Genomic DNA, 26,350 nt, shown 5'->3' with positions numbered 1-26,350 from the left:
CGCCAATCCGAGGTTCCGGCAGGAGAGAGTCACGCTTTGGAAGGTCGGTTCACATTCTGTGAGGCGGCCGAAGCGTTTGTCGCGATGCATTATTCCAGCCGCCGGCGGAAGAGCCATGCGGCGGCGCTGAGCGTGACGGCGGCGATCAGCGCCAGCGGGATCGTCTGGTTCACCACCTCGCTCAGCGGAATATCCTTCAGGAAAACACCTTTGACGATCACCAGGAAATAGCGCAGCGGATTGATCAAGGTCACCGGCTGCAGCCATGCCGGCATGTTCTCGATCGGCGTCGCGAAGCCGGAGAGCAGCATGGCCGGGACCATGAACAGGAAGGCGCCAAGGATCGCTTGCTGCTGGGTCATCGACAGCGCCGAGATGAAGAGGCCGAGACCGGCGACCGAACCGAGGTAGAAGATCGCGCTGCCGTAAAGCAGGAAGAGCGAGCCGCGCAGCGGCACGTCGAAAAGAAAGACTGCGGCCAGGATATAGACGGTGATGTGGAAGAGGCCGATCATCATCGGCGGGATCAGCTTGCCGATCAGGATTTCGTGCATGCGCAGCGGCGAGACCATCAACTGATCGAAGGTGCCGAGCTCGCGCTCGCGGGCGATCGACAAAGCCGTGACGATCAGGCCGATCAGGAGCGCGATGCTGGCGATCAGGTTCGGCACCATGAACCATTGGTAGGTGAGGTTCGGGTTGAACCAATTGCGCGGCACTGTCGAGACGATACCTGTGCCGGCGCGTCTGCCGGCTGGCGTCTCGGCGGCAAGTGTCGCGCCGATCTGCTGGAGATAGCCGGCGACGATCTGCGAGGCGTTGGAGCGGCGGCCGTCGAGCACCATCTGCAGGTCGGCCGGTATTCCCGCCTCGATATTGCGCGAAAAATCCGGGCCGATCTCGATCGCCGCGATCGCCGTCTGGTTGTCGATCGCCACCCTGATATCCGCCTGGCTTCCCGCCATCTCGATCCGGCGGAAGGTTGGCGAGCCATCGATGCGTTCGATCAGTTCCTGGCCCCAATGGCCGCTGTCGCGGTTGAGGATCATGACGTCCACATTGCGCACTTCGAGCGTCGCGGCATAGGAAAAGACGAGAAGCTGGACGATCGGCGGGCCGATCAGGATGGCGCGGCCCTTGGGGTCGCGCAGGACGGCAAGCAGTTCCTTGACGATGAGGGCGTAGAGCCTTGTCCACATCAGCCGATCCTCTTTCGGGTACTGCGCGCCGCAAGCACGAACATGACGGCGCCGATCGTCAGCATCACGCCGATCGCCTGCAGGAACATCGGCCAGATGTCGCCGGCTAGGAACACCGTCTGCAGGCTGGGGATCAGGTAGCGCGCCGGCACGATGAAGGTGATCCATTGGATGACGGCAGGCATGGAATTGATCTCGAACAGGAAGCCCGACAGCAGGAAGGCCGGCAGGAAGGCGGAGATCAGCGCCAGCTGCGAGGCGAGGAACTGGTTCTTCGTTGCCGTCGAGATCAACAGACCCTGGCCAAGCGCCGGGATCAGGAAAGCGGCCGACAAGGCGTAAAGCGCTGCGACCGATCCGCGGAACGGCACGCCGAAGAGAAAGACCGCAAACAGCACGCAGAGCGTCATCGAGGTGAGGCCGAGCACGAAATAGGGCAGGATTTTGCCGATGAGCAATTCAACCGCCGTTACCGGCGTCGCCATCATCGCCTCCATGGTGCCTCGCTCCCATTCGCGGGCGACGACGAGCGAGGTCAGAAGCGTGCCGACCAGGGTCATGACGATGGCGATCGAACCGGGCACGAGGAAATTGCGGCTGGTCAGTTCCGGATTGAACCAGAAGCGCTGTTCGACCGAGATGGCCGGATTGGAAGTGGCGACATCCGCCTGCCTCTGCCGTTCCCAATTGGCGACGGCGCCCTGGGCATAATTCTGCACGAAATTGGCCGTGTTCGGATCAGAGCCATCGACGATCACCTGAATATCCGGACGGTTGCCGGCGATATAGTCCGTGGTGAAATCGGCTGGGATGACGACGATGCCACGCACCTTGCCGAGCACGAGATCTTCCTCGAACAGGCGCCGGTCGCGGCCGACGGCGACTTCGAAATAACGCGAGGCCTGGAAACTTGCCGACAGATCCTGTGTCAGCGGCGTCATCTCCTCGGTCACGAGGCCGATGCGGGTGCGGGTGGTATCGAGCGAAACGCCGTAGCCGAAGAGTAAGAGCAGGATCAGCGGCAGCACGAAGGCAATGAGAATGCTGCTCGGATCGCGGATCGCCTGGTAGCTTTCCTTGCGCACCAGGGCTGAAAGACGCCGCAGCCGGCCAAGTTCGGGTTCGCGGGGGGAGGCGCTCATGCGGCATCCTCCGCTTCCGATTGCTGCACCAAGGCGATGAAGGCGTCCTCCATCGTCGGGTCGGGCAGATCTTTGGTTGCGACGCGGGCCTTCAACTCATCGGGCGAGCCGAGTGCGATCGAGCGGCCGCGATAGATCAGCGAGATGCGGTCGCAATATTCCGCCTCGTCCATGAAGTGAGTAGTGACGAGCACGGTGACGCCTTTTTCCACAAGCGCGTTGATATGCGTCCAGAATTCGCGCCGGGTGATCGGATCGACGCCGGAGGTCGGCTCGTCGAGGAAAAGGGCGCGCGGCTCGTGCATGACGGCGCAGGCAAGCGCCAGGCGCTGCTTCAGCCCGAGCGGCAGGTCCTTGGCGGGCTCGCAGGCGTGGCGGCCGAAATCGAAGATGCCGACCATCAGTTCGATGCGCTCGCGCTTGTGCTGGCCGCGAAGGCCATAGACGCCCGCGAAGAATTCGAGGTTCTGGATGACGGTGAGATCACCGTAGAGCGAGAATTTCTGCGCCATGTAACCAAGTTGGTTACGGGCTTCGGCAGCATCGCGGCGAAGATCGAAACCGGCGACCCGGCCTTCGCCGCCGCTCGGCTTCAGCAGGCCGCAGAGCATCTTGAAGGTGGTGGACTTGCCGGCGCCGTTCGGGCCGAGCAGGCCGAAGATCTCACCGCGGCGGATATCGAAGCTGATATCGTCGGCAGCGGTGAAATCGCCGAAACGCTTGGTCAGGCCCCTGGCCTCGATCACCGGCCGGTCGCCTTCAGCCTTCAGCGGCTCCTGCGCTTCCGCCAACCTGGAGCGGCCGCCGGGACCGCCGCCAAGCATGTCGACGAAGGCATCCTCGAAGCGGGGCGGGGCAGGGGCGAGCGTTGCGCCATCGCCGGCCGATCCGATATCCGGTTTCTTATCCTTGGCGGCGACGAGGCGGATCGCCTCGCCCTGGATCACGCCGTCGATGACGCCATCTGCCTGCAGAAGCCCGGCAAGCACTTGCCGGCGGCGCCCCGATATGCCCGAGACGCGGAAGACCCGATCGCTGACGCGGCCGGTCATCTCAGCCGGTTTTCCCGAAAACAGCAGCTTTCCCTGGTTCAACAGCAGCACGTGGTCGCAGGCCTCAGCCTCATCCAGATAGGCGGTCGACCAGAGCACGCCGATGCCTTCCTTGGTCAGGTTCTCGACCATCTTCCAGAGGTCGCGACGCGAGATCGGGTCGACGCCGACGCCCGGCTCGTCGAGCAACAGCAGGCGCGGTTTTTTGAGAAGTGCGCAGGCAAGGCCGAGCTTCTGCTTCATGCCGCCGGAGAGTTTGCCGGCAAGCCTGCCGGTGAAGCGCTTGAGATCGGTGAAGGTCAGCAGCTCGTCGAAGGCACCGGCGCGTTCGCTCTTCGGCAGGCCGCGCAGATCGGCATAGAGATCGAGGTTTTCCTGCACCGACAGGTCCTCATAGAGGCCGAAACGCTGGGGCATGTAGCCGATGGCCGCCTGGATGCCGGCGGCATTCTTGCTCGTGTCGAAGCCGAGAACTTCCACCGTTCCGGTATCGGGCAGCATCAGGCCGGTCATCAGCCGGATCAGTGTCGTCTTGCCGGCGCCGTCGGGACCGACGAGGCCGGTGATCGCACCGCCGCCGATCGCGCCGGAGACGGCGTCGAGAGCAGGGGGCGCATCGCCGAAGCGCTTAGTGACGCCGTCGATCCGGACGAGCGGCTTGTCGTCCCGGCCGGGTTCGGCGGTCATTGTCCACCCGCCGCAGGCGGCGGAAGCCGCACGGTGACCGGCATGCCCTGGCGCAGATCCGGGCCGGGCTGGTCGATGACGATCCTCAGGCGATAGACGAGATCGGTCCTGAGTTCCGGCGTCTCCACCGATTTCGGGGTGAATTCGGCGACCGGCGAGATAAAGCCGATCGTGCCTTCATAGGGTTTGTCGGGCGCCGTATCGGAGGCGACGGAAACCTTCATGCCGGGGTGGAGGCGGCCGAGATCGGGTTCGGCGACATAGCTGCGCACCCAGACGGGCTCGGTCAGGGACAATACGAAGACGGTATCCGCCGGCGAGACGATCGCACCATTTTCCCGCACACGTGAGAGGATGACGCCGTCGTTCGGGGCGCGAAGCTCGGTATCTGCAAGCGAGGTGCGGGCCGAGGCAAGGCTCGCCTCGGCAGCCTTCACCTGCGCGTCGGCGGCGGCGATATCCTCGACGCGCGAGCCTTCCTGCAGCAGCTTCAGCGCCTCGCTGGCGGAATCGGAGCGGGCGGCGGCCATGGCCCTTGCGGCGGTCGCCTGGTCAAGGCTCGCCTCGGAAATCGTGCCCTGCGGGCGAAGCTGGCGGGCGCGGTCATAGGCGAGGTTGGCATTTTCGAGATCCGCCAGGCTTTCATCATAGGCGGCGCGCGCCTGGGCGATCTCTGTCGGGCGCGGGCCGGCCTTCAGCTTGTCGAGCGTTGCGCGAAGAGCTGCGGCGGTGGCTTCGCCGGAGCGGACGGCGAATTCATAGGGTGCGGCATCGAGTTCGGCCAGAACCGTTCCGCTCTTGACGACATCGCCCTCGTCGACGTGAAGTTCAGAAAGGCGGCCGCTGACACGGAAGCCGAGCGAGACCTGGCGGATATCGACATTGCCGTAAAGGACAAATTCGCGGTGGGCCTCGGGCAGCCAGCCGAGCTTTTCGGGCAGGCCGTACCACCAGGCGGCGGCACCCGCCGCAACGAGGAGAAGGAGGGCGAGGATGCGTTTCATGCCGCACCTGCCTTGGACGGGCCGAGCACATCGACCAGTTCAGCGGCGAGGCCGCGCAAGATTTCCACCTGTTCCGGGCCGACGGCGTCCCATTCCATCTGGGCAAGCACGGCGGCATGGGTGACGCGAAAGACGAGGATGCTGCCGAGAAGGGTGAAGGTGCGCAGGCGCACATGTTCCGAGGCGGGATCTTCACGCAGGATGACGCCGATCAGCCGCCGGCCCATCTCGATCATCGGCCGCATGATGCCCTGATAAACCCTTGCGAAGGCTTCGGTTGGCTCCATCTGCTCGCGGATCAGGAAGCGCGCCCAGGATTCGGATTCCTTGCCGACGAAAAGCGTCACCATGGTCTGGAGAATGTCTGTCAGGAAGCGACGAGCCTCGGTTTCTCCGAGCGGTTCGCCAGCGGCATCGAGCGTCATGAGATATGTGCCGATGCGCGCCCTCATGTCACCGACATGCGTATCGATGCGGGCCATCAGATACTCGGCCGTGGCGATGTAAAGACCTTCCTTGCTGCCGAAATAATAGGGGATCGCCTGCAGGTTGACGCCGGCGGCCTCGGTCAGCTGACGTGTCGAGGCGCCGTCGAAGCCGTAGCGGCCAAAGACGTCGAGGGCGGCGGAAAGCATCTTCTGACGCGCGATCTCGGCGCGGGCGGATGCTGGCGGGGTTCGGGCGTCGCGTTCCTGGTTCATGATGGTTTTATAACTCCGAACGGATAATAAGTCAATCGATTGATATATTCCTGAAGAAGGAATTCGACCCGAGATCTATCGCTGGCATGAACAGGCGTTTAGCCGAGATTGATGTCAGCTCTGCGCATCAGGTGATTCAGTTACCCGCGGGAAACATCGGCAGGAAAAGGCAAAGAGGCCCGTGGCGAACGGACCTCTCAGGGTTCTCAGGGTGGGAAAGAGAAACCAAGCCTGGGGGTTGGCTGCTAACAGGTAGCGATGCGCTATCGCTAATTTTCGCGACACTAATGTGTCTGGCGCCACTCATTGCGGGACAAAAAAGGCCGGCGTTTTTTACTATTTCTACGATCATTTTCTGACACAAATCTGCCTTGCTCTTTCAGTATCGCCGATGAGATGCGTATCCAAATTTATATTATTGCGCTCCTCTTGAGCGCCATCATGTGGTCGATCTCGTTCGATGCGGCGCGTGAATCCTATCATGCTGCGCAAAGTGCGGGGTTGATGCCGAACCTGCATATCAACAAGAGGCTGGATCGCGTTCTTTAGATTGCGATCAGCGTTCAAATCATTGGTATATTGCACCGACGTCGCTTTCCCAGCCCTGCGGGTCGGCGAACCTATTTTCCTGGTGAGTGCTGAGGCCTTCCAAAGAAAATCAAATTTCGTAAAATTTGACTGACCTGCTTAAAAGCCCTGCAAATACTGATGTGTAGAGTGGTCTCATGAAAGCGACCGAAGCGTGGACAGACGCGTCGATCGTTTGGAGACGGGCGAAGCGAAGCCCGCCGATCCGCAAACGGGGACTTCGACATGCACAAAATTCTCGCCGCCATGGCTTTGACTCTGACCATCACCGGCGCTGCCGGGCCGGCGCTCGCCATCGGTCCCGCCAGCCTTGCCCGCGACCTGATGTACACCTCCGCCATCGGCCATTCGCCCGAAATTCCTTTGACGACACGGGCCGGTTTCGTGCGCCCGGCGGTTCCTTTCGTCCTGCGCAGCCCGGCTGAAGTCGAGGGTGAGAACTACCAGCTCAAGGCCTATTCGCAGAGCCTGACCGTGGTCGTCGACTATGTGTTCTCGAAGGCGGTCAATGCCGTGCACGCGGTGACGTTTCTCCGCTGACATTCTGGACCGACCGGAAACAGTCCGGCAAATAGGTTAGGCGTCGAGTTCGCCGCGGACGTCGAGATACCACTCGACGAAGGCCTTGACGCCGACTTCCAACGTCGTATCCGGCTTGTAACCTGTCAGCGCGACGAGCAGATCGGGGGCTGCGAAGGTGCGCGGCACGTCACCCTTCTGCATCGCCAGCATCTTGCGCATGGCAGGACGGCCGAGCGCTTTCTCGACCGTTTCGACGAAATCCATCAGGCTGACCGGCTGGCCGCCGCCAATATTGACGACCCGAAAGGGCGCCTGGCGCGAAAGCGTTTCGACAGCCACGTTGTCGAGACGGTTTTCCTCGCCAGGGGCGATTGCCGACAGCCTGGCGATCGCTTCAATGAGATCGTCGATATAGGTGAAATCACGGCTCATGTTGCCTTCGCCATAGATCTCGATCGGCTGGTCTTCGAGCATGTTCTTGGTGAATTTGAACAGGGCCATGTCGGGCCGACCCCACGGGCCATAAACGGTGAAGAAGCGAAAGGCCGTGGTCGGAATCTTGTGCAGATGCGCATAACTATGCGCCATCAACTCCATCGATTTCTTCGTCGCGGCATAAATGGTCAGCGGTTCGTCGGCGCGATCGGTCTCATGAAAGGGGACGGTCGCATTGGCGCCATAGATCGATGATGTCGAGGCCAGCATCAGGTGACGAATTTCGACGCGCCGCGCGATTTCCATGATGTTCCACGAGCCTTCGACGTTCGAACGAAGATAGGCCTCAGGATTCTCAAGGCTATAGCGCACGCCGGCCTGTGCGGCGAGGTGGATCAGGATGTCGGGCTTGGCCGCCAGAACAGCCGCTTCCAGAGCTGGCCGATCCTCGAGCATTGATATGACGGGTGTGAAGGTCGGAAATTGGGAGAGTGCCGCATGACGCATCTCCTTGAGCTTGACATTGTAATAGGGAGTAAGGCCGTCGAAGCCTGTGACTTCATGCCCTTCCTGCAGCAGACGCCTGGCCAGATGAAAACCGATAAAGCCGGCGGTCCCGGTAATGAAGTAGCGCATTCCCACCTTCTCTCGGCTCACTGCCGACGGCAAAAAGCCGATTCCCTATCACGTGACCCCTTACAGGATAAGAAGAGGCCGAGTCGATAGTTCTTTGAAAGAGAAGGCGGCGGCCGCCCTCGCTGCGGTCGTCGGCGTATTCGCCGGCTGCCCCGCCGAATGACGGAGAGGTCGTCGATATCATCTGAGGTCAGCCGCGGCCATCGGCTGTTATGCTGCATTGCAACATGTTGGCCTGCGTGTTATGGCCGGCCGGTCGGCTGCAAGCAGGTCAGGATCGATGAGAGAGATAATTTATTGGATTCTCTGTGCGTTTCTGACCGTTGCGATCGCGATCGTGTCTCTACGCTTTGTCACGAACTTCTGGCTGCTGTCCTTCCTCTACAGCTTTCAGGTTCATTTCGGCGTCCTCTTTGTTGCCGCCAGCCTTATCATTCTGGCTGTCAGGAGACGGATCTACGGCTTCGTCCTTCTGTTTGCCTCGCTTCTTCTCATCTTTCACGGCGTCATCACGCTGCGCGAGTTTTCTGAGGACGACGGAGGCACGGACAGGCCGCCACTTTTTCGGCTGATGTCGTTCAATATCGCGATCGACAACTGGAAAAACTCGACTGCAATCACCGATATGGTGATCGCTTCGAATGCCGATGTCGTCAATTTGCTCGAAGCCAAGCCGCTGACGTTCCATCTGCAGCAATTGTTCAAGGCCTATCCCTATCACATCGGTTGCGAAAGCGGGAAGGATACGTGCGATACGCTGGTGCTGTCCAAACGCCCGTTCGTCAGCCGACAGGTCGCAAGCATGGGCAGTCTCCGGAAAAACAGGCTGGTTATATCGAGCGTCGACTTCGGCGGCGAAACCATCAATCTGGTTTCGGCGCACCTCACCAAACCCTATTTCGACGATTTCCAGATGGCTGAATTGGAAGATCTCGCCAAAACGCTTGGATTGATCGACGGTCCTCTGGTGCTGTCGGGTGATTTCAACTCCTCGGTGATCGCCCCGAGCATCCAGGGTTTCCTGCGCGACCAGAAGCTGAAAACAATCGTGCCGGAACCGGAAACATGGCCGGTCGGCGCCGGCTTGCTCGGGATCGCCATCGATCACATATTTGCGCGCGCGCCGCTTCATCTGACATCGCTGAAACGTCTTGATGACAGTCTTGGCTCGAACCATTCAGGCCTGATCGCCGAATTCGTCCTCGACAAAAGCGGCGAAACCTCACCGGCAAGATAAGCCTGCCGGGCAAAGTCAAAATTTCGTTCTGCCGCCTTTCTTGTCGATCATCTGAAATTTCTCGCCGTCGGTCTTCACGCTGACGCAGTCGGTCGACTTGTTGGGAAACCGGACGCAGACTTGGCCATTTGTTATTTTATAGCCATTGGCGTTGCCCTTGCGATATTCGTAACCGTTGCTGCTTTCTTTCAGTTCCGACGTGCCCGGCAGGTGTTCGCGAATTTCAGCCTCGCTTGCGGTTCGCATCTTTGCGGTTTCGGCAAACGCCATTCCCGGTACCATGATTGAAAGAAATCCGGCGAGGGCGGGCAAGATGCGCATCAGGGAGATATCTCCAGTCATGTCTTCGGTATGCCCATTCTACGAGAATTCCGATAGCGAATTCAACAGCGATGGCGGTCGTGCCGGAAAAGCGGCCAATTGTTTGGACGCCGCCACCGGTTTGGCTGCGACGCTACGTTCTTCCGAACTCGTCGACGATGCGGATAATGTCGTCCTCGCCGAGATAGGAGCCCGTCTGCACCTCGATCAGTTCGAGAAGGATCTTGCCGGGGTTGGCGAGGCGATGGACTTCGCCAAGCGGAATATAGACGCTCTCGTTCTCGCGCAGCATCCGCACGGTCTCTCCGACCGTCACCTCGGCGGTTCCCTTGACGACGACCCAGTGTTCGGAGCGATGATGGTGTTTTTGCAGCGAAAGTTTCTTGCCCGGCGTGACAAAGATGCGCTTCACCTGAAAGCGATCGCCATTGAAGATGGAGGTGTAGCCGCCCCACGGCCGGTAGGAGGTCGGGTGGGTTTCGGTGAATTTCGCCGTCGCGGAAGAGGAGGCCAGCATCTTGACCAATTGCCCGACATTCTGGCTGTCTTTGAGTGGTCCGACATAGACGGCGTCCTCGCTGGCAATGACGGCGACATCCTCCATGCCCTGGACGGCAAGATGCACGCCATGGGTCATGACCAGTGAGTTGCGGGTATTGACGACGGTGGTGTTTGCGGCGGCGACATTGCCGTTGTCGTCGCGGACGCCGGATTTCCAGACAGCATCCCAGCTTCCCATGTCCGACCATTTGAACGGCGAGGGGACGACCACGGCCTTGGAGGTTTTTTCCATGATCGCGTAGTCGATGGAGATATCGGGGCTCTTGGCAAAATGGTCGGCCTCAAGACGGGTAAAGTCGAGGTCGCGGCTTGCCTTGGAAACGGCCTTGCTTGCCGCCTTCAGCACATCGGGGGCATATTCCTGCAGTTCGGCAATAAGTTCCGCAACCGGGAACATGAAGATGCCGGAGTTCCAGTAGAAGCCGCCGTCGGCGAGCATCTGCTCGGCCTTTTCCAGTGTCGGTTTTTCCACAAAACGGCTGACCTTGTGGGCGCCGTTTTCGAGCGCATCGCCGATTTCGATATAGCCGTAACCGGTCGCCGGCTCGGTAGGGCTGATGCCGAAGGTTACGAGCTTGCCGTCGGCTGCGGCATCGCGGGCGATGCGGATGCAATCGAAATAGCTGTTGTCGGCGAGGATTTCGTGATCCGAGGCGAGCATCTGGATGATGGTGCCCTTGCCGAAAAGCTCAGCGGCAAGTGTTGCGGCGGCGGCCACCGCTGCGGCGGTGTTGCGGGCGACTGGTTCAAGCAGCACCGCGGCGAGCGGGACGGCCAGCGCACGGGCCTGCTCGGCGACCAGAAAGCGAAATTCCTCGTTGGTGACGACGATCGGAGCCTCATAGAGCTCCGGGTTGGAAACGCGTTCGAGCGTCTCCTGAAACAGCGTCTTGTTGCCGACGAACTGGATGAACTGTTTCGGGGCGGTGGCACGGGAAAGCGGCCAGAGCCGCGTGCCTTTGCCGCCGGCCATGATCACGGGAACGATTTTCTGCGTCATAGGCGGGTTCCTTGAAAAAATCTTGTTCGTGGCATGTTTAGCGGGCGTCTGCCCAGTTCGTTATTTGGGTGAGCCCTGTCTTCAGCAGATCCAGGGCTGCAGTTTCGCTCCCGGCTTCGACGTAGCAGCGCATTTCCGGCGCATTGCCGGAGGGGCGGAAATGCATGATCCTGCCGTCTTTCAGCGTCACGCGAAGTCCGTCGATGTCGGATTTCGTCGCCACCTCGCCGACCGGCTGCAGGAAGGCAGCAAGGTTTTCATTGGAGGCGCGCAGATGCTCCATCAGCGCCGCGCTCGTCTGCACCGGAAAATTCTCCAGGCGATCGGCGGCGGCAAAGGGCAGGTGATAGGAGGCGGCAATGGCCGAGAGCGGCTGCCGGCGAACGGCGGCGAGCGACAGGATCGCGAGCATCGGGATAAAACAGTCGCGCGTCGGCAAGGCGCGCACATTTTGGCCGTTGATATCGAAAGGGGTTGCAGTCAGCAGCCCGCCATTGGCTTCAAAGCCCATGACATGATCCCCGCCGGCCGCCACGGCCTCTTCCATGCCTGCGATGACGAAGGGCGAGCCGACGCGGGTGCGCCTGACGGCGAAAGAACCCGCCGCCTCAATGCCGGAATTGGAGGTTACCGGTGTCACCACCGTGCTGGCGCCAAGAAAATTGGCTGCGACAAGGCCGAGAAGGTCGCCGCGCAACGGCGTGCCGGTTTCGTCGGTGACCAGCGGGCGGTCACCGTCGCCATCGGTCGAGACGATCGCATCGCATTTATGCTCGGACACCCAGTGCTTCATCAGTGTGACCGTCTCCTCGGAAACGGCTTCGGTGTCGACGGGAATGAAACTCTCCGAACGCCCGAGAGCGGTGATCTCGGCGCCGTAATGGGCGAGAACGTCAACCAGAAGGTCGCGGGCGACGGTGCTGTGCTGGTAGACGCCGATCTTCAGACCGGATAGCGCGCCTTGCGGCAGCAGCGCGGCATTGCGTTGGAAAAAGAGCTGCCGGCAGATCGCCTCATGATCTTCGTTTATGGCCGGTGCCTCTGCAACGGCCTCGCCTGTTCGTTCGATCTCGGCCGCCAATGCGGTGATATCAGCCTCGTCCGACTTGTCGATCTCGCCGTCCGGGCGATAGAACTTAATGCCGTTGCGGTCCGCCGGAATATGCGAACCGGTGACCATCAGACATGCAGCATTGCTCTTGAGACCATAGAGGGCAAGGGCGGGTGTCGGTACATTGCCGCAGTCGAATACCCGGAAGCCGAGAGCGGCGAGTGCGCCGGCACAATTTCCCGAAATATCGGGGCTCGAATCGCGAAAATCGCGGCCGATCAGAATGGCATCGCCGACCTGCGCCTTGCCGGTCTGCAGCAGATATTTGCCGAACGCCGTCGCATAAAGCGCAGAGGCGCGTCCCTTGAGATCCACTGAAAGTCCGCGAAGGCCGCTCGTGCCGAATTTCATTTGAAGACATGTCCCCGGTTTATGATCAAGGTTCTACTCAGGCCACCTGCCGGCGTAAATACCGAAGACGTCATATAGTTAAACACGGACGACCGTGCCTCGCACAGCCTCTCGCAATCTTCTCTCGCCTATCCCAAAGGCGTAGACCCATTGCCGAGCGGACAGGCATTGCAGCGTAGATCGATTTTGTTAGAACCGTGTGTCCGTTGTTTCGTCGTATGCGAAGGGTTTGCTGGATGAGCGATACGTCAGTCAGTCTCGAAGAGAGCTGGAAGGCCGCCTTGGCGGCGGAGTTCTCGAGCCCCTATATGCAGCAACTCAAATCCTTTCTTGTGACGCAAAAGCAGGTCGGTAAACGGATTTTCCCCCGCGGCAGCGAATATTTCCGCGCCCTCGACCTGACGCCGATCTCCAACGTCAAGGTCGTCATTCTCGGCCAAGACCCCTATCATGGGCAGGGGCAAGCCCACGGGCTGTGCTTCAGCGTGCGGCCGGGCGTGCGCATCCCGCCTTCCCTCGTCAATATCTACAAGGAGATGAAGACGGATCTCGGCATAGCGCCGGCGCGTCACGGCTTCCTCGAACATTGGGCAAGACAGGGCGTGCTGCTGCTGAACAGCGTGTTGACCGTCGAGGAAGGGCAGGCGGCGGCCCATCAGGGCAAGGGGTGGGAGCGCTTCACCGACGCCGTCATCCGCAAGATCAACGACGAATGCGAATCCGTCGTCTTCATGCTCTGGGGCTCCTATGCCCAGCGCAAGGCCGCCTTCGTGGATACGACGCGGCATCTCGTGCTCAGGGCGCCGCATCCCTCGCCGCTTTCGGCTCATAGCGGGTTTTTCGGCTGCGGGCATTTTTCGAAGGCGAATGGCTTCCTGCAATCGCGGGGACGCGAGCCGATCGACTGGCAATTGCCGGTCGATCCCCACGACACCGAACTGTGAACGCGCGGTAGTCTTCGTTCACTAAAAGAAGACAATGCGTTTTGCTCTACGGGTCTGTTCGCAGGGAGCCTGAGCGCGCATCTTAGCCTCATCGAAAGCCCGCGAGCTGCGGGCAAGAAAGGGGTCTCACATGCTCGATCAGATCAGGGGTCTGCACCACGTCACGGCGATGGCGGAGGACGCCCATACCAACAACCAGTTCTTCACCAATGCGCTTGGCTTGCGCCGCGTCAAGAAGACAGTGAACTTCGACGCGCCTGACGTCTATCATCTCTATTATGGTGATGAGACAGGTGCGCCGGGCACTGTCATGACCTATTTCCCATTCCCGAAGATGGCGCAGGGCCGTCCGGGCACAGGGGAGGTCGGCACGACAGTGTTTTCCGTTCCGCAAGGCTCGCTTGGCTTCTGGAGCGATCGTTTCAGCACGTTGAACATCGGCGGGCTGAAGGCCGAGGAAAGCTTCGGCGAGAAGCGCCTGAATTTTTCCGGCCCCGACGGTGACGGTTTTGCGCTCGTCGAGGTCAGGGACGATACCCGTCAAGCCTGGACACATGCCGGCATCAGCGAAGACCACGCCATTCGCGGCTTCCATTCCGTCGCCATGCGCCTGCGGGATGAGGGCGCCACTGCCGAACTCCTGAAGTTCATGGGCTACGAGGTCGTCGAGGAACGGGACGGTGTCAAGCGGCTGATCAAGCCTGACGGCAACGGCGCGCATCTCATCGATCTCGAGACCATGCCGAACATCGCCCGCGCGCTTCCCGGCGCCGGTTCCGTCCACCACGTCGCCTTCGCCGTCGAAAATCGCGAGAAGCAGCTCGAAGTGCGCAAGGCGCTGATGGACACCGGCTATCAGGTGACCCCGGTGATCGACCGCGATTATTTCTGGGCGATCTATTTCCGCACGCCGGGCGGCGTGCTGTTCGAGGTCGCGACCAATGAGCCGGGCTTTGACCGCGATGAGGATACGGCCCACCTCGGCGAAGCTCTAAAGCTGCCGCCGCAGCACGCTCATCTTCGCGCGCTGCTCGAGCAACACCTGCAGCCGCTCGAAGCGTAAGGAGAGGTGATATGACCGAAGCTGGATATGTGCACCGGCTGCATGCCGGTGCACCTGATAAACCCATTCTGCTGGTGCTGCACGGCACCGGTGGCGACGAGAACCAGTTCTTCGACCTCGGCCGGCGCCTGTTGCCCCAAGCGACGGTTCTCTCGCCGCGCGGCGACGTTTCCGAACATGGCGCGGCGCGGTTCTTCCGGCGCACCGGGGAGGGGGTCTACGACATGGCCGACCTTTCACGAGCGACGGAGAAGATGGCCACCTATGTTAGTTCATTGGCTGAGGAGCACCAGGCTTCCCAGATTCTCGGCCTGGGTTTTTCGAACGGCGCAAACATTCTTGCCAATATGCTGATCGAGAAGGGTATCTTCGATGCCGTGGTTCTGATGCACCCGCTCATTCCGTTTCAGCCTGAAGCCCAGGCAACGCTTGCGGGGAGAAAGGTGCTGGTGACGGCCGGCCAGCGGGATCCGATCGCTCCTGTCCCCGTGACCGAGGCGCTGTCGGAGCATCTGAAAGATCGCGGGGCTGATGTCAGGACGGTATGGCATCCCGGCGGCCATGAGATTGCGCCGCTCGAGATCAATGCAGTTCGCGATTTCTTCAGTGGCTATTGATGGAATGTGCCGCCACTCGGTGGTGCTGATTTGCGGGGCCGGTAAATGCCGGTCCCGCATCTCGGCTGGAATGATAGATCCTTAGGGACGGGGAGGATATTTGCCTCTGATTGCCGTCATATAAAAATTTCCCGGGGATTCCGCCATCGTCAAGCCGACGACGACGCCCTTGGGGACGCCTTCATATTCTCGCCTCTGACCGTTTGTCAGATAGACCCGTAGATGCCGGCTGTCTTCGTCGTAGGTGATCGCCTCGATAAGTTTCGAATCAACCGCAGTTTCCACTTCGCACCCCGCAGTTTTTGATCTGAGATTTGGTGAAGGATGTCATTCACGCTGCAATGCGCCATCATCATGCGGCGCCGCGGCAGCGTCAAGCATGATAATCTTAAGCGTTCATTTTTTTATGTTGGCTCTCGTTATAGTTGATTTTTGCAGCTTTTCAGGAGGCATTGCCTGTGGAAATCCGATTGCCACAAGTTCTCTCGCTTGGAGCGCCGGTGATTGACACAGCCGCTTACGGAACCAGTAATTTGATTTAACGCTGAATTAACCATCGCATACCAAAATGCTGTCGCAATAATAGCCGTGACGCCTTCTAAAATGACCGACTACAACTGGCGTTTCTAGCAGGCGCGTCGCGTGAGCGGCGGAACGAGTGCCTCGGAAAGCCGATCTGCAAAGGTGGCGATGTAAGGATTGATTCGACGCGAAGGTGCGGTGTCCCGTGCGGAGGAGACGGTCCGGCAGTGATGGAGGCGCCAGCTCGGCTCAGCCGGCGCAGCAAATAGCGACGGATTATATCGTAATATCGCAACCGGTTCCGGTTACTCTTTCCAAGAGGCGGTGATCAGGCCTACTTCTTTTTGAACACTGAGCTTCATCCCGTGCAGGGATGGGTAAGGAATGGAGCTTATCCGACAGCCTCGTGTGCTATCGGATCGCATAAATGGGTTACATGTTTAACTATCTCGGGCCGTGGCGACGACAGATACCGATACTGGCCGCTAACCGCAAAGGACGCGCTCGGCTGACGTTTGCCGAAGGCGACTTCGCTGCGGTCTACGCGATGAGCGATGTTCACGGATGTTATAACGAGCTTGTCGAGGCGCATCGCCGCATCGAGGAGGACGCCGCGCGCATTCCGGGGCCGAAACTTATCGTCTTGCTCGGCGATTATGTCGACCGCGGGCCTGATTCGAGTGCGGTGCTGGAGTTCCTGAGCAAGACCCCGCCGCCGGGATTTCAGCGTTTCGCGCTGTGCGGCAATCACGACGCGGAGCTGGTGAAGCTTTATCGCAAACCGGCGCGCATTCTTGAATGGCTGGGTTTTGCCGGGACGGAGACGTTGCATTCATACGGTATCGATATCGAGCATCTGCTGCAGTCGGCGGCCGGAAGCGAAATGATTGCCCGCGTCATTCGCCACATGATCCCCGAGAGGCATATCGAATTCCTGGAATCGCTGCCGATCATGCTGCGGATGGGAAGGGTGGTCTTCGTCCATGCCGGCATCAAACCGGGCGTCGACCTCAAGAGGCAGAAGGACAGCGATCTGATGTGGATCCGTCAGCCCTTCCTGGATGAAGGACCGCAGCTTCCCGTCCTCGTGATCCATGGGCATACCCCGGCGCGAATCCCGACATTCGGCCCGCAGCGAATCGGTATCGACACCGCAGTTTCGGCGACGGGCCGGCTGACCGTGCTGACGATAAAAGGGACGCGGGTCGGGATCCTCAATTAGATCTGCAGGCGTGACCCGACCGTTCAGGGTTTCGGCGCGGTACTCCAAAAACCAAACGCCGCGGGATTTTGCTCCGCGGCGTCAGGACAATTACCGGTTCATCAGAGCCTGTCAGGCGGTTGTCGATTCCTGATAGAGATTGGTGCCGATGCCCGTATAGGTAAAGCCGTGTTTGCGCACCTCGTCGCTGCGGTAGATATTGCGCAGGTCGACCAAGACTGGGGCGCGCATCGACTGCTTCAGGCGATTGAAATCGAGTGCGCGGAACTGGTTCCATTCGGTGACGATGACGAGCGCATCCGCACCAGCGGCCGCTTCATAGGGACCGCTCGCATATTCGATGTTCTCGATCACCTTGCGGGCATTCTCCATGCCCTCAGGATCGTAGCCGACCACCTGGGCGCCGGCGTCCTGCAAGGTCTGGATGACGGCAATCGCCGGGCTGTCGCGCATGTCGTCGGTGTTCGGCTTGAAGGTCAGGCCTAAGATGGCAATCTTCTTGCCGCGAATATCACCGCCGACAGCCGAAATGACCTTGCGTCCCATCGCCCGTTTGCGGTTGTCGTTGATCGAAATCGTCGTCTCGATGAGACGGACCGGCGCGTCGAAATCCTGCGCCGTCTTGGCAAGGGCAAGCGTATCCTTGGGGAAGCACGAACCGCCGTAACCCGGCCCGGCATGCAGGAACTTGGCGCCGATACGGCCATCGAGACCGATGCCGCGCGAAACGTCCTGGACGTTTGCATCGACCCGCTCGCACAGATCAGCGATCTCGTTGATGAAGGTAATCTTCATCGCGAGGAATGCATTGGCCGCATATTTGATCAGTTCCGACGTGCGGCGGGTGGTGAAGACCAGGGGTGCCTGGTTGAGGTAAAGCGGCCGATAGACCTCGGTCATGGTTTCGCGCGCCCGATCGTCATTCAGCCCGATGACGATACGGTCGGGACGCTTGAAATCTTCGATCGCCGCGCCTTCGCGCAGGAACTCCGGATTGGAAACGACCGCGACATCCGCCGCAGGGTTGGTTTCGCGCATGATGCGCTCGACTTCGTCGCCGGTGCCGACCGGCACCGTCGACTTGGTGACGATAACGGTGAAGCCTTCCACGTAGGCAGCTATCTCGCGCGCAGCGGCGTAGACATAGGAAAGATCCGCGTGGCCGTCGCCGCGCCGCGATGGTGTACCGACCGCGATAAACACGACATCGGCGCTACGGACGCTTTCGCCGACATCCGTCGAAAACGACAGGCGGCCAGTGCTGGTATTTTCGGCGACCAATTGCTCGAGACCCGGCTCGAAGATCGGAATGCGGCCGTCGCGAAGGGCTTCGATCTTACTCAGATCCTTGTCGACGCAGATGACGTCGTGGCCGAAATCCGCAAAGCAAACGCCTGAAACGAGGCCGACATAGCCTGATCCAATCATCGTGATGCGCATATTTCCCTCAAATCATTAGAGTAGAACGTCATGCTGCGTCGCAGCATGGCGACCGTCATACTTAATCTGGGCGAAAAGACAATATCGAAGATCGCTTGATACCCACACCGGAAATCGAACCCTGGGCGCTGCAGCTTTCTGTCGGCGGCCGCGTCAATGGCAAAAAACATAGGTTTGTGTGGGCAATATGACAAGTCGAGCCGTTCGTCAGAGCGGCTCGACTTCGATCTCTAAGAAGGTGCGTTCAGTTTATTTTGCTGCGCCCGCTGTCACAGCCGGTACCAGACATAGGGGTCTGTTCCCGATTGAATCTTGTCCCAGCGCAGATCGGTATCCCGCCAGTTCTTGATGCTGCTTTGCCTGTTGTCGAGCACGAGGTCGCCCTTGTCGGTCCTGACCACCAGGACGGCATGCCCTTCACCGGAGGGTGTATATGCGGTCGCGATTCGCAAAGCGCGCGACGACCAGCCCATCGCGATCAGCCGGCTGCGCTTGGTGAGCGCGAAATCTTCGCAGTCACCGCTGCGGACATTCACCTTCCAGACATCGCCGTTCAATTCGGTGCGGGAATCGTTTCGGCCGATCATCGTACGATTGACGGTGCCGTTCACGTTCTTCAACTGCAGCATCTGCTCATCCGTGAGCGCGACGACCGAAAGACCGTTGTTGTCTCGGCATTCGGCCGGGTTCTGAGCACAGAACAACACCTGGGCGAAGGGCGGAATGATCTTGCCTTTTTCAGAGATATAGCTGACCGCCGAATTGCCGTTCAAACCTCGGGCGAAACCTGCGGGACCGGCGGCAAATGCCGAACAGGCATTCCCTGCTGTAAAGGCCAGCGCCAGAAGTGTAACGAATGTTTTCTTCATCTGTTAAATCCCCGTTCAGGACAACCGATTGAGATCAGGCTTGCCTTTTGTCTCAGTCAATGGCATGGCGATTTAGTGATCTGCCAAGTATTGACTGCAGAACGTCTGTCCCGTTCCTGCTGCTTGACGGAGCATAGCCGGGGCTTGTCTCGATTGGCTTAAGTCTTTCGCGACAATTTTAAACGATGTGAAATTCTGTTACACTTTAACACGCAAGCCCTTGATATGCAACCTATGTTAGTACGTGTATATTAACCTCTCTGGTTGTAATTCTGCCATTGCCGCTCGCTGGCGAAGAGATCGAATGTTATCCAACCTCATCAACAGGCAGGTCTTGCGAGAGGCTCTTCTCTTTGCCTTTATCGGTCTCGTTATACTGACGCTCATTCCGTTCGGGAGCGTCACGCCCTTTCCCTTTGCCTTTGCCGCGATCGGCATGTTTACCCTCGGTGCCATTTCGGCACTGCTGGTCGAAGAGCCAAGACAAAGCAGATGGGTTTTTAGCAGCGCTCTGTTGATGCTCGTCGTGGTGACAGGCTGGACGTGCATCCAGACCATCGAACTGCCTTCCAACTGGCTGGCAAATCCGGCCTGGAGTGCTGCGCGTGACTTGGCAGGTGTCGAGTACGCGGCAATCTCGGTCGAACCGGCCGACACTCTGGCGTCGATCCTCTCGGTGGCGCTGCCGTTCGTTACGTTCCTGACGGGGCTTCTGTTATGCGATACCGATCAGCGCGCGAGGAAAGTGTTGACCCTCCTCGGGCTTTCTGCGGGCGGCATTGCTGTTTTCGGCCTGCTGCAGTTTTCGCTGTTTCCCAACATATTGATTGTCGTGGAGAAACACGCCTACCTCGACAGCCTCACCGCGGTCTTCGTCAACCGCAACACCGCCGCGACCTTCCTTGGACTTGGAACGCTGCTGATGCTGACCCTGGTCAGAGACATTGCCCGTTCCTATTCAAACCACCCGCCCGGCGAGCCAGGCCGAAACACTCTTGTCTTGAAATCGTGGATCTACGTCCTGCTCTTGTGCGCGTGTTTCACCGCGCTGATGTTAACCCGCTCGCGCGCTGGGATATTTGCGACCTTTGTTGCCGCTCTCATCTATTTTCCGTGGCTTGTCATCAATTGGAACGGCTCGAGGCGTCACTTGAGACCGGCGCCAAGATGGCATTCCATGCTGAAGCTCCTCTCGGCAATCGTTTTCGTTGTCGTGCTGCTGACGGTGTTTGCGGGTCAGGCGATTTTGCGCGCACAAGAGCGGCGGCTCGAGGATGATGATCGTTTCTGCATCCTGCCGGGCATATGGCGCGCCATCTCGGATCATTGGTTGACCGGGACCGGCCTCGGAACTTTCCGGACCGTGTTTTCTGCCTATCGTGATCCGGCCTGCGGAATCTTCGGAATCTTTGACCGAGCGCACAATTTCTATCTCGAAGGATTTCTGGGGCTGGGGATCTTGTTCCCGATTGCGGCGATCCTTGCCTTCTCTGTCCTCGCCAGGGTGTTCTGGCAAGGGCTCGCTCAAAGGCGGCGCCTCAGGCATTATGTTCTTCTCGGCCTGGCGGCGACGGTTTTGGTCGCTCTTCACGCGGCGGTCGATTTCTCGCTGCAAATACCGGGTTTCGCCGTATTTTTCTCCGCTTTCCTGAGTGCGGTTGTGGCGATAAGCCTTGGGCGCAACCATGGGGAGGCGGATGCGGCAATATGAGCTTGTTCTTTTAAATGGATGTTTTTTATGAAGGTTTTTCGAAAATGCCAATTGCGCGGGTACCGCGCTGTTGACTCTGAAACGCAAGAGATTTTATAGCGGGTCTAGCCTTTAGATTATTGTCGGCGCCAGAAGAGCCGGGCTTGGGCCGTTTTCGCTTCCTTGAGGTGCTGGTCGTTGCCAGCTTGCCACAGTTAGAGAATGTTAATCGGCTTTCAGTGATTATAGATCGGGGATTGTCTTGTATTTTGTCAGATTGCGGGGCAGTAGCTTCAGGGGCGTCAACACAGGTTATTCTATGGGTTGTTCTCGTATCGGTAGTACACGCGTCGCCATTGTTGTAGCGCTAACGACTATATTGGCAAGCTGCACCTCGTTGCCAAGATCCGGTCCCGATCACAAAGACGTTGATCGAGATGCGGCGGTGAAAGTGACAACGAAGGAGCGTCGTGTCGGCATCGACTACGCTCTGATTGATCTCAGCAAGAACGTTCTGACATATTTTACCGCTCCTCAGCCGACTTCGTTCAAGGGGTTTGGCGGCGGCCGAGGCGGAGCGCCTGAAATTCCACTCGGTTTCGGTGACGTCGTTCAGGTCGCCATCTTCGAAGCTCAGTCCGGTGGTCTCTTCATTCCGTCCGATGCTGGTAGCCGACCCGGCAATTACATCTCTCTGCCTGAGCAGACCATCGATAGAAACGGAACGATCACAATCCCCTATGCGGGTCGGGTTCCGGCTGCCGGTCGCCTCAAAGAGACGGTGGAACAGGACGTCGAGGATCGTCTGGCGAGCCGTGCGATCGAGCCGCAGGTGGTTATCACGACAACGACGAGTCGCTCCAGCCAGGTTGCTGTGCTGGGCGACGTCAATAATCCCCAGCGCGTCCAGATCAGCCCGGCCGGTGAGCGCGTTCTCGACGTTATTTCCGCAGCGGGCGGTTTGACGACCAACAATATCGAAACGAATGTGACGCTGCAGCGCCGCGGCAAGACTGCAACCGTCGCCTACAGCACGCTGCTGAAGAATCCGGTGGAAAATATCTATGTTGCGCCGGATGATACGATCTCGATCGACCATGAGCGCCGCACCTATCTTATGCTCGGCGCCGCAGGCACCAGCGGCCGCTTCGATTTCGAAGAGTCCGACCTGACCCTTGGAGAGGCAATCGCCAAGGCGGGCGGTCTGCGTGACGACCGCGCCGATCCGGCTCAGGTCCTGCTCTATCGCCTTGTTCCAAAGAAAACGGTTCAGGCGATGCACGTGGACACGACGAGATTTGCAGGTGAGACGGTTCCGGTGATCGTCCGCGCGAATCTTCGCGATCCGGCAACCTTGTTTGCCGTTCAGCAATTCAAGATGGAAGACAAGGATATTATCTATATTTCCAATTCGGACTCTGTTGAACTGGTCAAGTTCCTTGACATCGTAAACTCGGTATCGTCCACTGTTTCCGGCGTGGCCGACGATGCGAAAGATACCCGCAACGCGGTCGAGGATCTCGGAAATTGATTGAAATAGGCGAGCCGGCATCGATCGCGAGTGATCAATGCCGGCGGCTTATAGCGGATTTGATGAAGGACTATGTTATGGCAAGGTCAGGTGTTTATCGTAAGCTTGCGTATAGCGGAATTGTCGTCGCGATGTTTGCCGGCATGACGTCGAGCGCCTTTGCGGCTGCTTGCCTGGGGCCGGCAAATCTGACTTCGGTCGATGTTACTGGTTTCACGGCTAATCCCGCGATTTTGCTCGACATGTCCGATCCGTTGGTTCTGTCATCGCGTGTTCGCGCACTGGTCGGCAGCAGCAACGACGCTCTGTCGCCGGTGATCGAGCAGGCCAAGAAGGCCAATGCCGCACAGATGGCGGCGATCGGCTCCGGTCTCGGACGGGCGGCAAACAGCTGCCAAGTGACGGACCCGCAGTTCAAGCTGGCGATCGAAAAAGCTGTTGCCGATGCGGCAAGTGCCGATCCCAACCTTGCGCCGTTGCTCGCCGCCTTTGCGAAGGTCCTCGCCGAAGGCGGAACTGCAGCGCTCGGCCCGGGTGGAAGTGCGTCTGCCGCAGCCGGCATCGGCAATACGGGGTCGATTGGGCAGACAGGTCCTGGATCGGACGATGGCACGCCCTTCGATGGCGCCCCGACGACTGCCGGTTCGCTGGTCTCGAACGCCGGTGACGGAGATAACTCGTCCTCGACCTCGACGACCACAAGGATATTCCTCACCGTAAATGGGGGAGGGCAGTCGTCCACCGACCCGACGGGATCGACCAGTCCGAGCACACCGGTCATACAATAGCTGGAATTGCCCGTAGATCTTGGCGCTTGACGCCTTAGTTGGAGATCGAAATTGCTATCGCCAGATAAACTTACGCCACGTATCGACCCCTCCCGCGATACGGGAAACGAAGCTGACTTCATCGATTTCGACAAGCTCATCGCGATTGCCCGCCGACAGTGGCGGATGGTTGCGGCGTGCGCTTTCGCCTTCGCTATTCTCGGCATTGTATATGTGCTGACTTCGGTGCCGGTCTACACCGCCGACACAAGCGTGCTGATCGACCGCAGCGACAACCAGGTGATCAACCAGTTGGCGGCTTTCGGCCAGATGGATGATGACGAAGGTACTGTCCTCAGCCAGGTCGAGCTGTTGAAGTCCGACACGATCGCCTATGCCGTCGTCGATAAGCTGAAACTGGTCGACGATCCGGTGTTCAATGCACAGCGGAATTCGCTGTTTTCAGTCGCAACGCTGAAATCCCTGGTGAATTTCAGATCATGGTTTGCCGATGACGCGGCAGTAGCGCCCGATCCCGAAATGCAGCGGCGGTACGCTGCGGAAACCGTGGCCGGCAATATCGATGTCGAGCGTGTCGGCAAATCCTACGTTCTCGATGTCAGTTATACCTCGCAGTCACCCGATATGGCTCGTCAGATCGCAGCGGCCATTGCCGACGTCTATCTGGTCGATAAACTCAATTCGAAATATGAGGCGACACGCCGCGCCGGCCAATGGCTGCAGGAGCGTATCGAGGAACTCCGGCAGCAGGCGCTGGACACCGACCTTGCGGTTCAGAAATTCCGCAGCGAGCATGGGCTTGTCGAGGCCGGATCCGGCACGCTGATCAGCGAGCAGCAGCTTTCCGAGATAAACACGCAATTGATCAATGCCCAGGCCGAGACGGCGAAGGCCGAGGCAAAATATGCGCGCGTCAAATCGATCATCGACGCCAAGCAGACCGATGCGATCGTCACGGATGTGCTCGACAGCTCCATTTCGAACGAGCTGCGCAAGAAATATCTGGAGGCTTCCAAGCTCGAAACCGAAATTGAGGCGCGGCTCGGTCCCGATCACGTCCAGGCGGTTCGGCTTCGTGCGGAGATGGAAGAATATAAGAGACTCATGTTCGATGAGTTGAACCGCATCGCCGAGAGCTACCAAAGCGAGCTGCAGGTCGCGAAGTCGCGGGAAAATTCCTTGCGTGACAGTGTGACGCAGGCGACGGGCGTTGCTGCGACGGCCGGCGAAACGCAGGTGCAGGTTCGCGAACTCGAGCGCACGCGCGATACCTACAAGAATCTCTATCAGAGCTTCCTGACGCGCTACCAAGAAGCAATTCAGCAGCAGAGCTTCCCGATTACGGCTGCCCGCATCATCACGATGGCGGAAACCCCAACGAAGCCGAGTGCACCGAAGAGAGCCCTCGTCGTCGCTTTTGCGATGTTCCTCGGATGTGCGGTCGGAAGCGGTATAGGCGCTTTCCGGGAATTCCGGGATCGGTTCTTCCGTACCGGCGATGACATCAAGGAAGTACTCGATGTCGAGTCGCTTGGCGTCATGCCGCTGGTTGACGATAACGTCGATGATCCGTCCCTCGTCGATCCAAGCAATCCGCGAAGCATCGCCAGGGGTAGCAAGACCACGACCTATGTCGAGGAGCACCCGCTCTCAGCGTTTGCCGAGACGCTTCGGAGTGCCAAGATCGCGATCGACCTCAGTGCGGCCGATCAGCGCTGCAAGGTCATAGGCGTGGTGTCGAGCCTGCCCGGAGAGGGGAAGTCGACGACATCCATCAATTTTGCCAAGCTTCTGGCAATGCAGGGCGCCCGTTGCCTGCTTATCGACGGCGACATGCGCAATCCCGGTTCGACCCGGGCAATCGGCCGTCATGCCGAGGCCGGCTTGCTCGAGGCGATCGTCGATGGCCGTCCTCTCAAGGATCTGATCCTTCTCGATCCCAGAACGAAGCTTGCATTTCTGCCGACGGTTGCAAGGTATCGTGTCCCGCATTCCTCGGAGCTGCTCGCCTCACGCGGCATGGATCAACTTCTCGAAATGGCGCGTCAAAGCTTCGACTACATTATTGTCGACCTGCCGCCTTTGGCGCCTGTTGTGGATGCGCGCGCCATCAACTCCAAGCTCGATGCAGTGGTTTTCGTTATCGAGTGGGGGAAAACATCGCGTAAGGTCGTGCAGTCCACCCTGCTGTCCGAGCCGGAGCTCTATGCGAAATGCGTCGGTGCGATATTGACCAAGGTCGACCCGTCGCAGATGAAGCTTTATCGCACATTCGGCTCTAGCGAGTATTATTATAAGCGGTACTCGCGATACTACACTGAAAGCTGATGCTTCGCGGTCAGTTCGTTTCGGTTACTAGGATTGTTTTCGTTGTCGTCGCCGTCGCCTTTGCGATGTTCGCCGGTCGAGAGCTGTACGCTTCGATAAGAACGGCCAGCATCTCGATCGTCGCGGAAAGGATCGAGCGTGGCGACACGGTCGCGAATGACGTCACCGCCAAATACGCGGCGCGGACCGTCGCCATGGTTGACGGGCATTATTGCCGATCCGACATCGTGGCTCCTGGCGTTACTCTCGTCTTGGCGCAACTCGATCGGCAGAATATCGATGTCGATTACGACGCCTGGGCTGCGGCCGCATCGGGTGCCCGTCACTTTCTACAGCATGCGGTTTCGTGCATGCCGACGAACAGCAATTTTTGGCTTCGTCTCGCGGCCGTCCAGTCTGTGATTGCGGAAGAGCCGCTTTCGATTGCCGGAATGATGAAGCGTTCGGTTGCTCTCGCGCCCCACGACGAGTCGATGATTTTGACCCGGTTTTATTTCTGGAACGATTTTACTGACGCAACGCTTTCAGCGGCAAAGACTGCGCTCGATAGCGATCTCACGACGATGCTGAAACTTGGCGACCGTTGCAGGGTCAACGTCACCATTAAAGTCATCAGCCCACAACTCCGCCCTATCTTCGACCGAACCTGGGCAGGCGTTGGGGACCGAGCGACAGCGCGATTCCGGCAGCGCTGCAGCAAATAATCATCAGCGTTTTTCTGCCGAAGGCTCCGGGGGTCACAACGTCCGTTGTTCAACGCTCGCCGCGACGCTCGGGCGGCGGGCGTTG

At 59.2% G+C, this 26,350-nt stretch carries 24 protein-coding genes; 11 read left to right on the top strand and 13 right to left on the bottom strand.

Annotated elements, in window-relative coordinates; all coding sequences use genetic code 11:
* Positions 1-89 precede the first annotated feature (89 nt).
* The 6 genes from J3O30_RS17315 to J3O30_RS17290 all read right to left on the bottom strand — a co-directional run bounded on the left by J3O30_RS17315 (position 90) and on the right by J3O30_RS17290 (position 6,370).
* Complete coding sequence (locus J3O30_RS17315) at positions 90-1,199, bottom strand: ABC transporter permease (RefSeq protein WP_207581478.1); 1,110 nt, start codon at positions 1,197-1,199, stop codon at positions 90-92.
* Positions 1,199-2,341: an ABC transporter permease gene (locus tag J3O30_RS17310; RefSeq protein ID WP_207581477.1), complete on the bottom strand. Its 1,143-nt coding sequence runs from the start codon at positions 2,339-2,341 to the stop codon at positions 1,199-1,201. The genes J3O30_RS17315 and J3O30_RS17310 overlap by 1 nt, the downstream gene beginning before the upstream one ends.
* Positions 2,338-4,080, bottom strand: a complete 1,743-nt coding sequence (locus J3O30_RS17305) for an ATP-binding cassette domain-containing protein (RefSeq protein ID WP_207581476.1) — start codon at positions 4,078-4,080, stop codon at positions 2,338-2,340. The genes J3O30_RS17310 and J3O30_RS17305 overlap by 4 nt, the downstream gene beginning before the upstream one ends.
* Positions 4,077-5,084, bottom strand: a complete 1,008-nt coding sequence (gene hlyD / locus J3O30_RS17300) for a secretion protein HlyD (RefSeq protein WP_207581475.1) — start codon at positions 5,082-5,084, stop codon at positions 4,077-4,079. The genes J3O30_RS17305 and hlyD overlap by 4 nt, the downstream gene beginning before the upstream one ends.
* Positions 5,081-5,785, bottom strand: a complete 705-nt coding sequence (locus tag J3O30_RS17295; protein ID WP_207581474.1) for a CerR family C-terminal domain-containing protein — start codon at positions 5,783-5,785, stop codon at positions 5,081-5,083. The genes hlyD and J3O30_RS17295 overlap by 4 nt, the downstream gene beginning before the upstream one ends.
* Before the next feature lie 348 nt (positions 5,786-6,133).
* Complete coding sequence (locus J3O30_RS17290; RefSeq protein ID WP_207581473.1) at positions 6,134-6,370, bottom strand: hypothetical protein; 237 nt, start codon at positions 6,368-6,370, stop codon at positions 6,134-6,136.
* Between the two features lie 228 nt (positions 6,371-6,598).
* On the opposite strand from J3O30_RS17290, the gene J3O30_RS17285 reads away from it, so the two are divergent.
* Positions 6,599-6,913: a hypothetical protein gene (locus J3O30_RS17285; protein ID WP_207581472.1), complete on the top strand. Its 315-nt coding sequence runs from the start codon at positions 6,599-6,601 to the stop codon at positions 6,911-6,913.
* A gap of 36 nt (positions 6,914-6,949) precedes the next feature.
* Here the strand turns inward: J3O30_RS17285 and J3O30_RS17280 are convergent, their stop codons facing one another.
* Complete coding sequence (locus J3O30_RS17280; RefSeq protein WP_207581471.1) at positions 6,950-7,966, bottom strand: NAD-dependent epimerase/dehydratase family protein; 1,017 nt, start codon at positions 7,964-7,966, stop codon at positions 6,950-6,952.
* Positions 7,967-8,246: 280 nt separating this feature from the next.
* On the opposite strand from J3O30_RS17280, the gene J3O30_RS17275 reads away from it, so the two are divergent.
* Positions 8,247-9,203, top strand: a complete 957-nt coding sequence (locus tag J3O30_RS17275; RefSeq protein ID WP_207581470.1) for an endonuclease/exonuclease/phosphatase family protein — start codon at positions 8,247-8,249, stop codon at positions 9,201-9,203.
* Between the two features lie 15 nt (positions 9,204-9,218).
* On the opposite strand, the gene J3O30_RS17270 is transcribed toward J3O30_RS17275, so the two are convergent.
* From J3O30_RS17270 to J3O30_RS17260, 3 genes are all read right to left on the bottom strand, one after another.
* Positions 9,219-9,524, bottom strand: coding sequence for a hypothetical protein (locus J3O30_RS17270; RefSeq protein ID WP_164014133.1), 306 nt, complete (start codon positions 9,522-9,524; stop codon positions 9,219-9,221).
* A 133-nt stretch (positions 9,525-9,657) separates the two neighbouring features.
* Positions 9,658-11,085: a mannose-1-phosphate guanylyltransferase/mannose-6-phosphate isomerase gene (locus J3O30_RS17265; protein WP_207581469.1), complete on the bottom strand. Its 1,428-nt coding sequence runs from the start codon at positions 11,083-11,085 to the stop codon at positions 9,658-9,660.
* A gap of 37 nt (positions 11,086-11,122) precedes the next feature.
* Positions 11,123-12,547: a phosphomannomutase gene (locus J3O30_RS17260; RefSeq protein ID WP_207581468.1), complete on the bottom strand. Its 1,425-nt coding sequence runs from the start codon at positions 12,545-12,547 to the stop codon at positions 11,123-11,125.
* A gap of 236 nt (positions 12,548-12,783) precedes the next feature.
* Between J3O30_RS17260 and ung the strand changes: the two genes are divergently transcribed.
* From ung to J3O30_RS17245, 3 genes are all read left to right on the top strand, one after another.
* The gene (ung, locus tag J3O30_RS17255; protein WP_207581467.1) at positions 12,784-13,491 is read left to right on the top strand and encodes a uracil-DNA glycosylase; all 708 of its coding nucleotides are present in this window, start codon (positions 12,784-12,786) and stop codon (positions 13,489-13,491) included.
* Positions 13,492-13,621: 130 nt separating this feature from the next.
* Positions 13,622-14,554: a VOC family protein gene (locus J3O30_RS17250; protein WP_207581466.1), complete on the top strand. Its 933-nt coding sequence runs from the start codon at positions 13,622-13,624 to the stop codon at positions 14,552-14,554.
* 11 nt (positions 14,555-14,565) lie between these two features.
* The gene (locus tag J3O30_RS17245) at positions 14,566-15,171 is read left to right on the top strand and encodes an alpha/beta hydrolase (protein ID WP_207581465.1); all 606 of its coding nucleotides are present in this window, start codon (positions 14,566-14,568) and stop codon (positions 15,169-15,171) included.
* 81 nt (positions 15,172-15,252) lie between these two features.
* Here J3O30_RS17245 and J3O30_RS17240 read toward each other — a convergent pair whose 3' ends face one another.
* A complete protein-coding gene (locus J3O30_RS17240) occupies positions 15,253-15,456 on the bottom strand; it encodes a KTSC domain-containing protein (RefSeq protein WP_007630795.1) in 204 nt (67 codons plus the stop codon).
* A 664-nt stretch (positions 15,457-16,120) separates the two neighbouring features.
* Between J3O30_RS17240 and J3O30_RS17235 the strand changes: the two genes are divergently transcribed.
* Positions 16,121-16,915, top strand: a complete 795-nt coding sequence (locus J3O30_RS17235; protein WP_207581464.1) for a metallophosphoesterase — start codon at positions 16,121-16,123, stop codon at positions 16,913-16,915.
* Positions 16,916-17,026: 111 nt separating this feature from the next.
* On the opposite strand, the gene J3O30_RS17230 is transcribed toward J3O30_RS17235, so the two are convergent.
* Positions 17,027-18,355: a UDP-glucose/GDP-mannose dehydrogenase family protein gene (locus tag J3O30_RS17230; protein WP_207581463.1), complete on the bottom strand. Its 1,329-nt coding sequence runs from the start codon at positions 18,353-18,355 to the stop codon at positions 17,027-17,029.
* Between the two features lie 269 nt (positions 18,356-18,624).
* The gene (locus J3O30_RS17225) at positions 18,625-19,224 is read right to left on the bottom strand and encodes a transglutaminase-like cysteine peptidase (protein WP_207581462.1); all 600 of its coding nucleotides are present in this window, start codon (positions 19,222-19,224) and stop codon (positions 18,625-18,627) included.
* A 304-nt stretch (positions 19,225-19,528) separates the two neighbouring features.
* Here J3O30_RS17225 and J3O30_RS17220 point away from each other — a divergent pair, with 304 nt between their 5' ends.
* The 5 genes from J3O30_RS17220 to J3O30_RS17200 all read left to right on the top strand — a co-directional run bounded on the left by J3O30_RS17220 (position 19,529) and on the right by J3O30_RS17200 (position 26,265).
* A complete protein-coding gene (locus J3O30_RS17220; RefSeq protein WP_207584358.1) occupies positions 19,529-20,935 on the top strand; it encodes an O-antigen ligase family protein in 1,407 nt (468 codons plus the stop codon).
* Positions 20,936-21,233: 298 nt separating this feature from the next.
* Entirely contained in the window at positions 21,234-22,445 is a 1,212-nt protein-coding gene (locus tag J3O30_RS17215; RefSeq protein WP_164014128.1) for a polysaccharide biosynthesis/export family protein, read from the top strand.
* Positions 22,446-22,522: 77 nt separating this feature from the next.
* Complete coding sequence (locus J3O30_RS17210; RefSeq protein ID WP_207581461.1) at positions 22,523-23,233, top strand: sugar transporter; 711 nt, start codon at positions 22,523-22,525, stop codon at positions 23,231-23,233.
* Positions 23,234-23,284: 51 nt separating this feature from the next.
* The gene (locus J3O30_RS17205) at positions 23,285-25,561 is read left to right on the top strand and encodes a polysaccharide biosynthesis tyrosine autokinase (protein WP_207581460.1); all 2,277 of its coding nucleotides are present in this window, start codon (positions 23,285-23,287) and stop codon (positions 25,559-25,561) included.
* Positions 25,561-26,265, top strand: coding sequence for a hypothetical protein (locus tag J3O30_RS17200; RefSeq protein ID WP_207581459.1), 705 nt, complete (start codon positions 25,561-25,563; stop codon positions 26,263-26,265). The genes J3O30_RS17205 and J3O30_RS17200 overlap by 1 nt, the downstream gene beginning before the upstream one ends.
* Positions 26,266-26,350 lie beyond the last annotated feature (85 nt).

The organism is Rhizobium sp. NZLR1 (assembly GCF_017357385.1).
Lineage (GTDB): Bacteria > Pseudomonadota > Alphaproteobacteria > Rhizobiales > Rhizobiaceae > Rhizobium.
The sequence above is the reverse complement of the archived record's forward strand: the minus strand, read 5'-3'. Positions and strand labels throughout refer to the sequence as shown.

Bases quoted from the DNA above. Each gene is read 5' to 3' on its own strand.
- J3O30_RS17305 (WP_207581476.1), bottom strand. From the start codon at position 4,080: ATGACCGCCGAACCCGGCCGGGACGACAAGCCGCTCGTCCGGATCGAC.
- J3O30_RS17265 (WP_207581469.1), bottom strand. From the start codon at position 11,085: ATGACGCAGAAAATCGTTCCCGTGATCATGGCCGGCGGCAAAGGCACG.
- J3O30_RS17200 (WP_207581459.1), top strand. From the start codon at position 25,561: ATGCTTCGCGGTCAGTTCGTTTCGGTTACTAGGATTGTTTTCGTTGTC.
- J3O30_RS17245 (WP_207581465.1), top strand. From the start codon at position 14,566: ATGACCGAAGCTGGATATGTGCACCGGCTGCATGCCGGTGCACCTGAT.
- J3O30_RS17225 (WP_207581462.1), bottom strand. From the start codon at position 19,224: ATGAAGAAAACATTCGTTACACTTCTGGCGCTGGCCTTTACAGCAGGG.
- J3O30_RS17270 (WP_164014133.1), bottom strand. From the start codon at position 9,524: ATGCGCATCTTGCCCGCCCTCGCCGGATTTCTTTCAATCATGGTACCG.
- J3O30_RS17230 (WP_207581463.1), bottom strand. From the start codon at position 18,355: ATGCGCATCACGATGATTGGATCAGGCTATGTCGGCCTCGTTTCAGGC.
- J3O30_RS17215 (WP_164014128.1), top strand. From the start codon at position 21,234: ATGGGTTGTTCTCGTATCGGTAGTACACGCGTCGCCATTGTTGTAGCG.
- J3O30_RS17310 (WP_207581477.1), bottom strand. From the start codon at position 2,341: ATGAGCGCCTCCCCCCGCGAACCCGAACTTGGCCGGCTGCGGCGTCTT.
- J3O30_RS17275 (WP_207581470.1), top strand. From the start codon at position 8,247: ATGAGAGAGATAATTTATTGGATTCTCTGTGCGTTTCTGACCGTTGCG.
- J3O30_RS17250 (WP_207581466.1), top strand. From the start codon at position 13,622: ATGCTCGATCAGATCAGGGGTCTGCACCACGTCACGGCGATGGCGGAG.
- J3O30_RS17260 (WP_207581468.1), bottom strand. From the start codon at position 12,547: ATGAAATTCGGCACGAGCGGCCTTCGCGGACTTTCAGTGGATCTCAAG.
- J3O30_RS17285 (WP_207581472.1), top strand. From the start codon at position 6,599: ATGCACAAAATTCTCGCCGCCATGGCTTTGACTCTGACCATCACCGGC.
- J3O30_RS17280 (WP_207581471.1), bottom strand. From the start codon at position 7,966: ATGCGCTACTTCATTACCGGGACCGCCGGCTTTATCGGTTTTCATCTG.
- J3O30_RS17295 (WP_207581474.1), bottom strand. From the start codon at position 5,785: ATGAACCAGGAACGCGACGCCCGAACCCCGCCAGCATCCGCCCGCGCC.
- J3O30_RS17315 (WP_207581478.1), bottom strand. From the start codon at position 1,199: ATGTGGACAAGGCTCTACGCCCTCATCGTCAAGGAACTGCTTGCCGTC.
- J3O30_RS17235 (WP_207581464.1), top strand. From the start codon at position 16,121: ATGGGTTACATGTTTAACTATCTCGGGCCGTGGCGACGACAGATACCG.
- J3O30_RS17220 (WP_207584358.1), top strand. From the start codon at position 19,529: ATGTTATCCAACCTCATCAACAGGCAGGTCTTGCGAGAGGCTCTTCTC.
- hlyD (WP_207581475.1), bottom strand. From the start codon at position 5,084: ATGAAACGCATCCTCGCCCTCCTTCTCCTCGTTGCGGCGGGTGCCGCC.
- J3O30_RS17210 (WP_207581461.1), top strand. From the start codon at position 22,523: ATGGCAAGGTCAGGTGTTTATCGTAAGCTTGCGTATAGCGGAATTGTC.
- ung (WP_207581467.1), top strand. From the start codon at position 12,784: ATGAGCGATACGTCAGTCAGTCTCGAAGAGAGCTGGAAGGCCGCCTTG.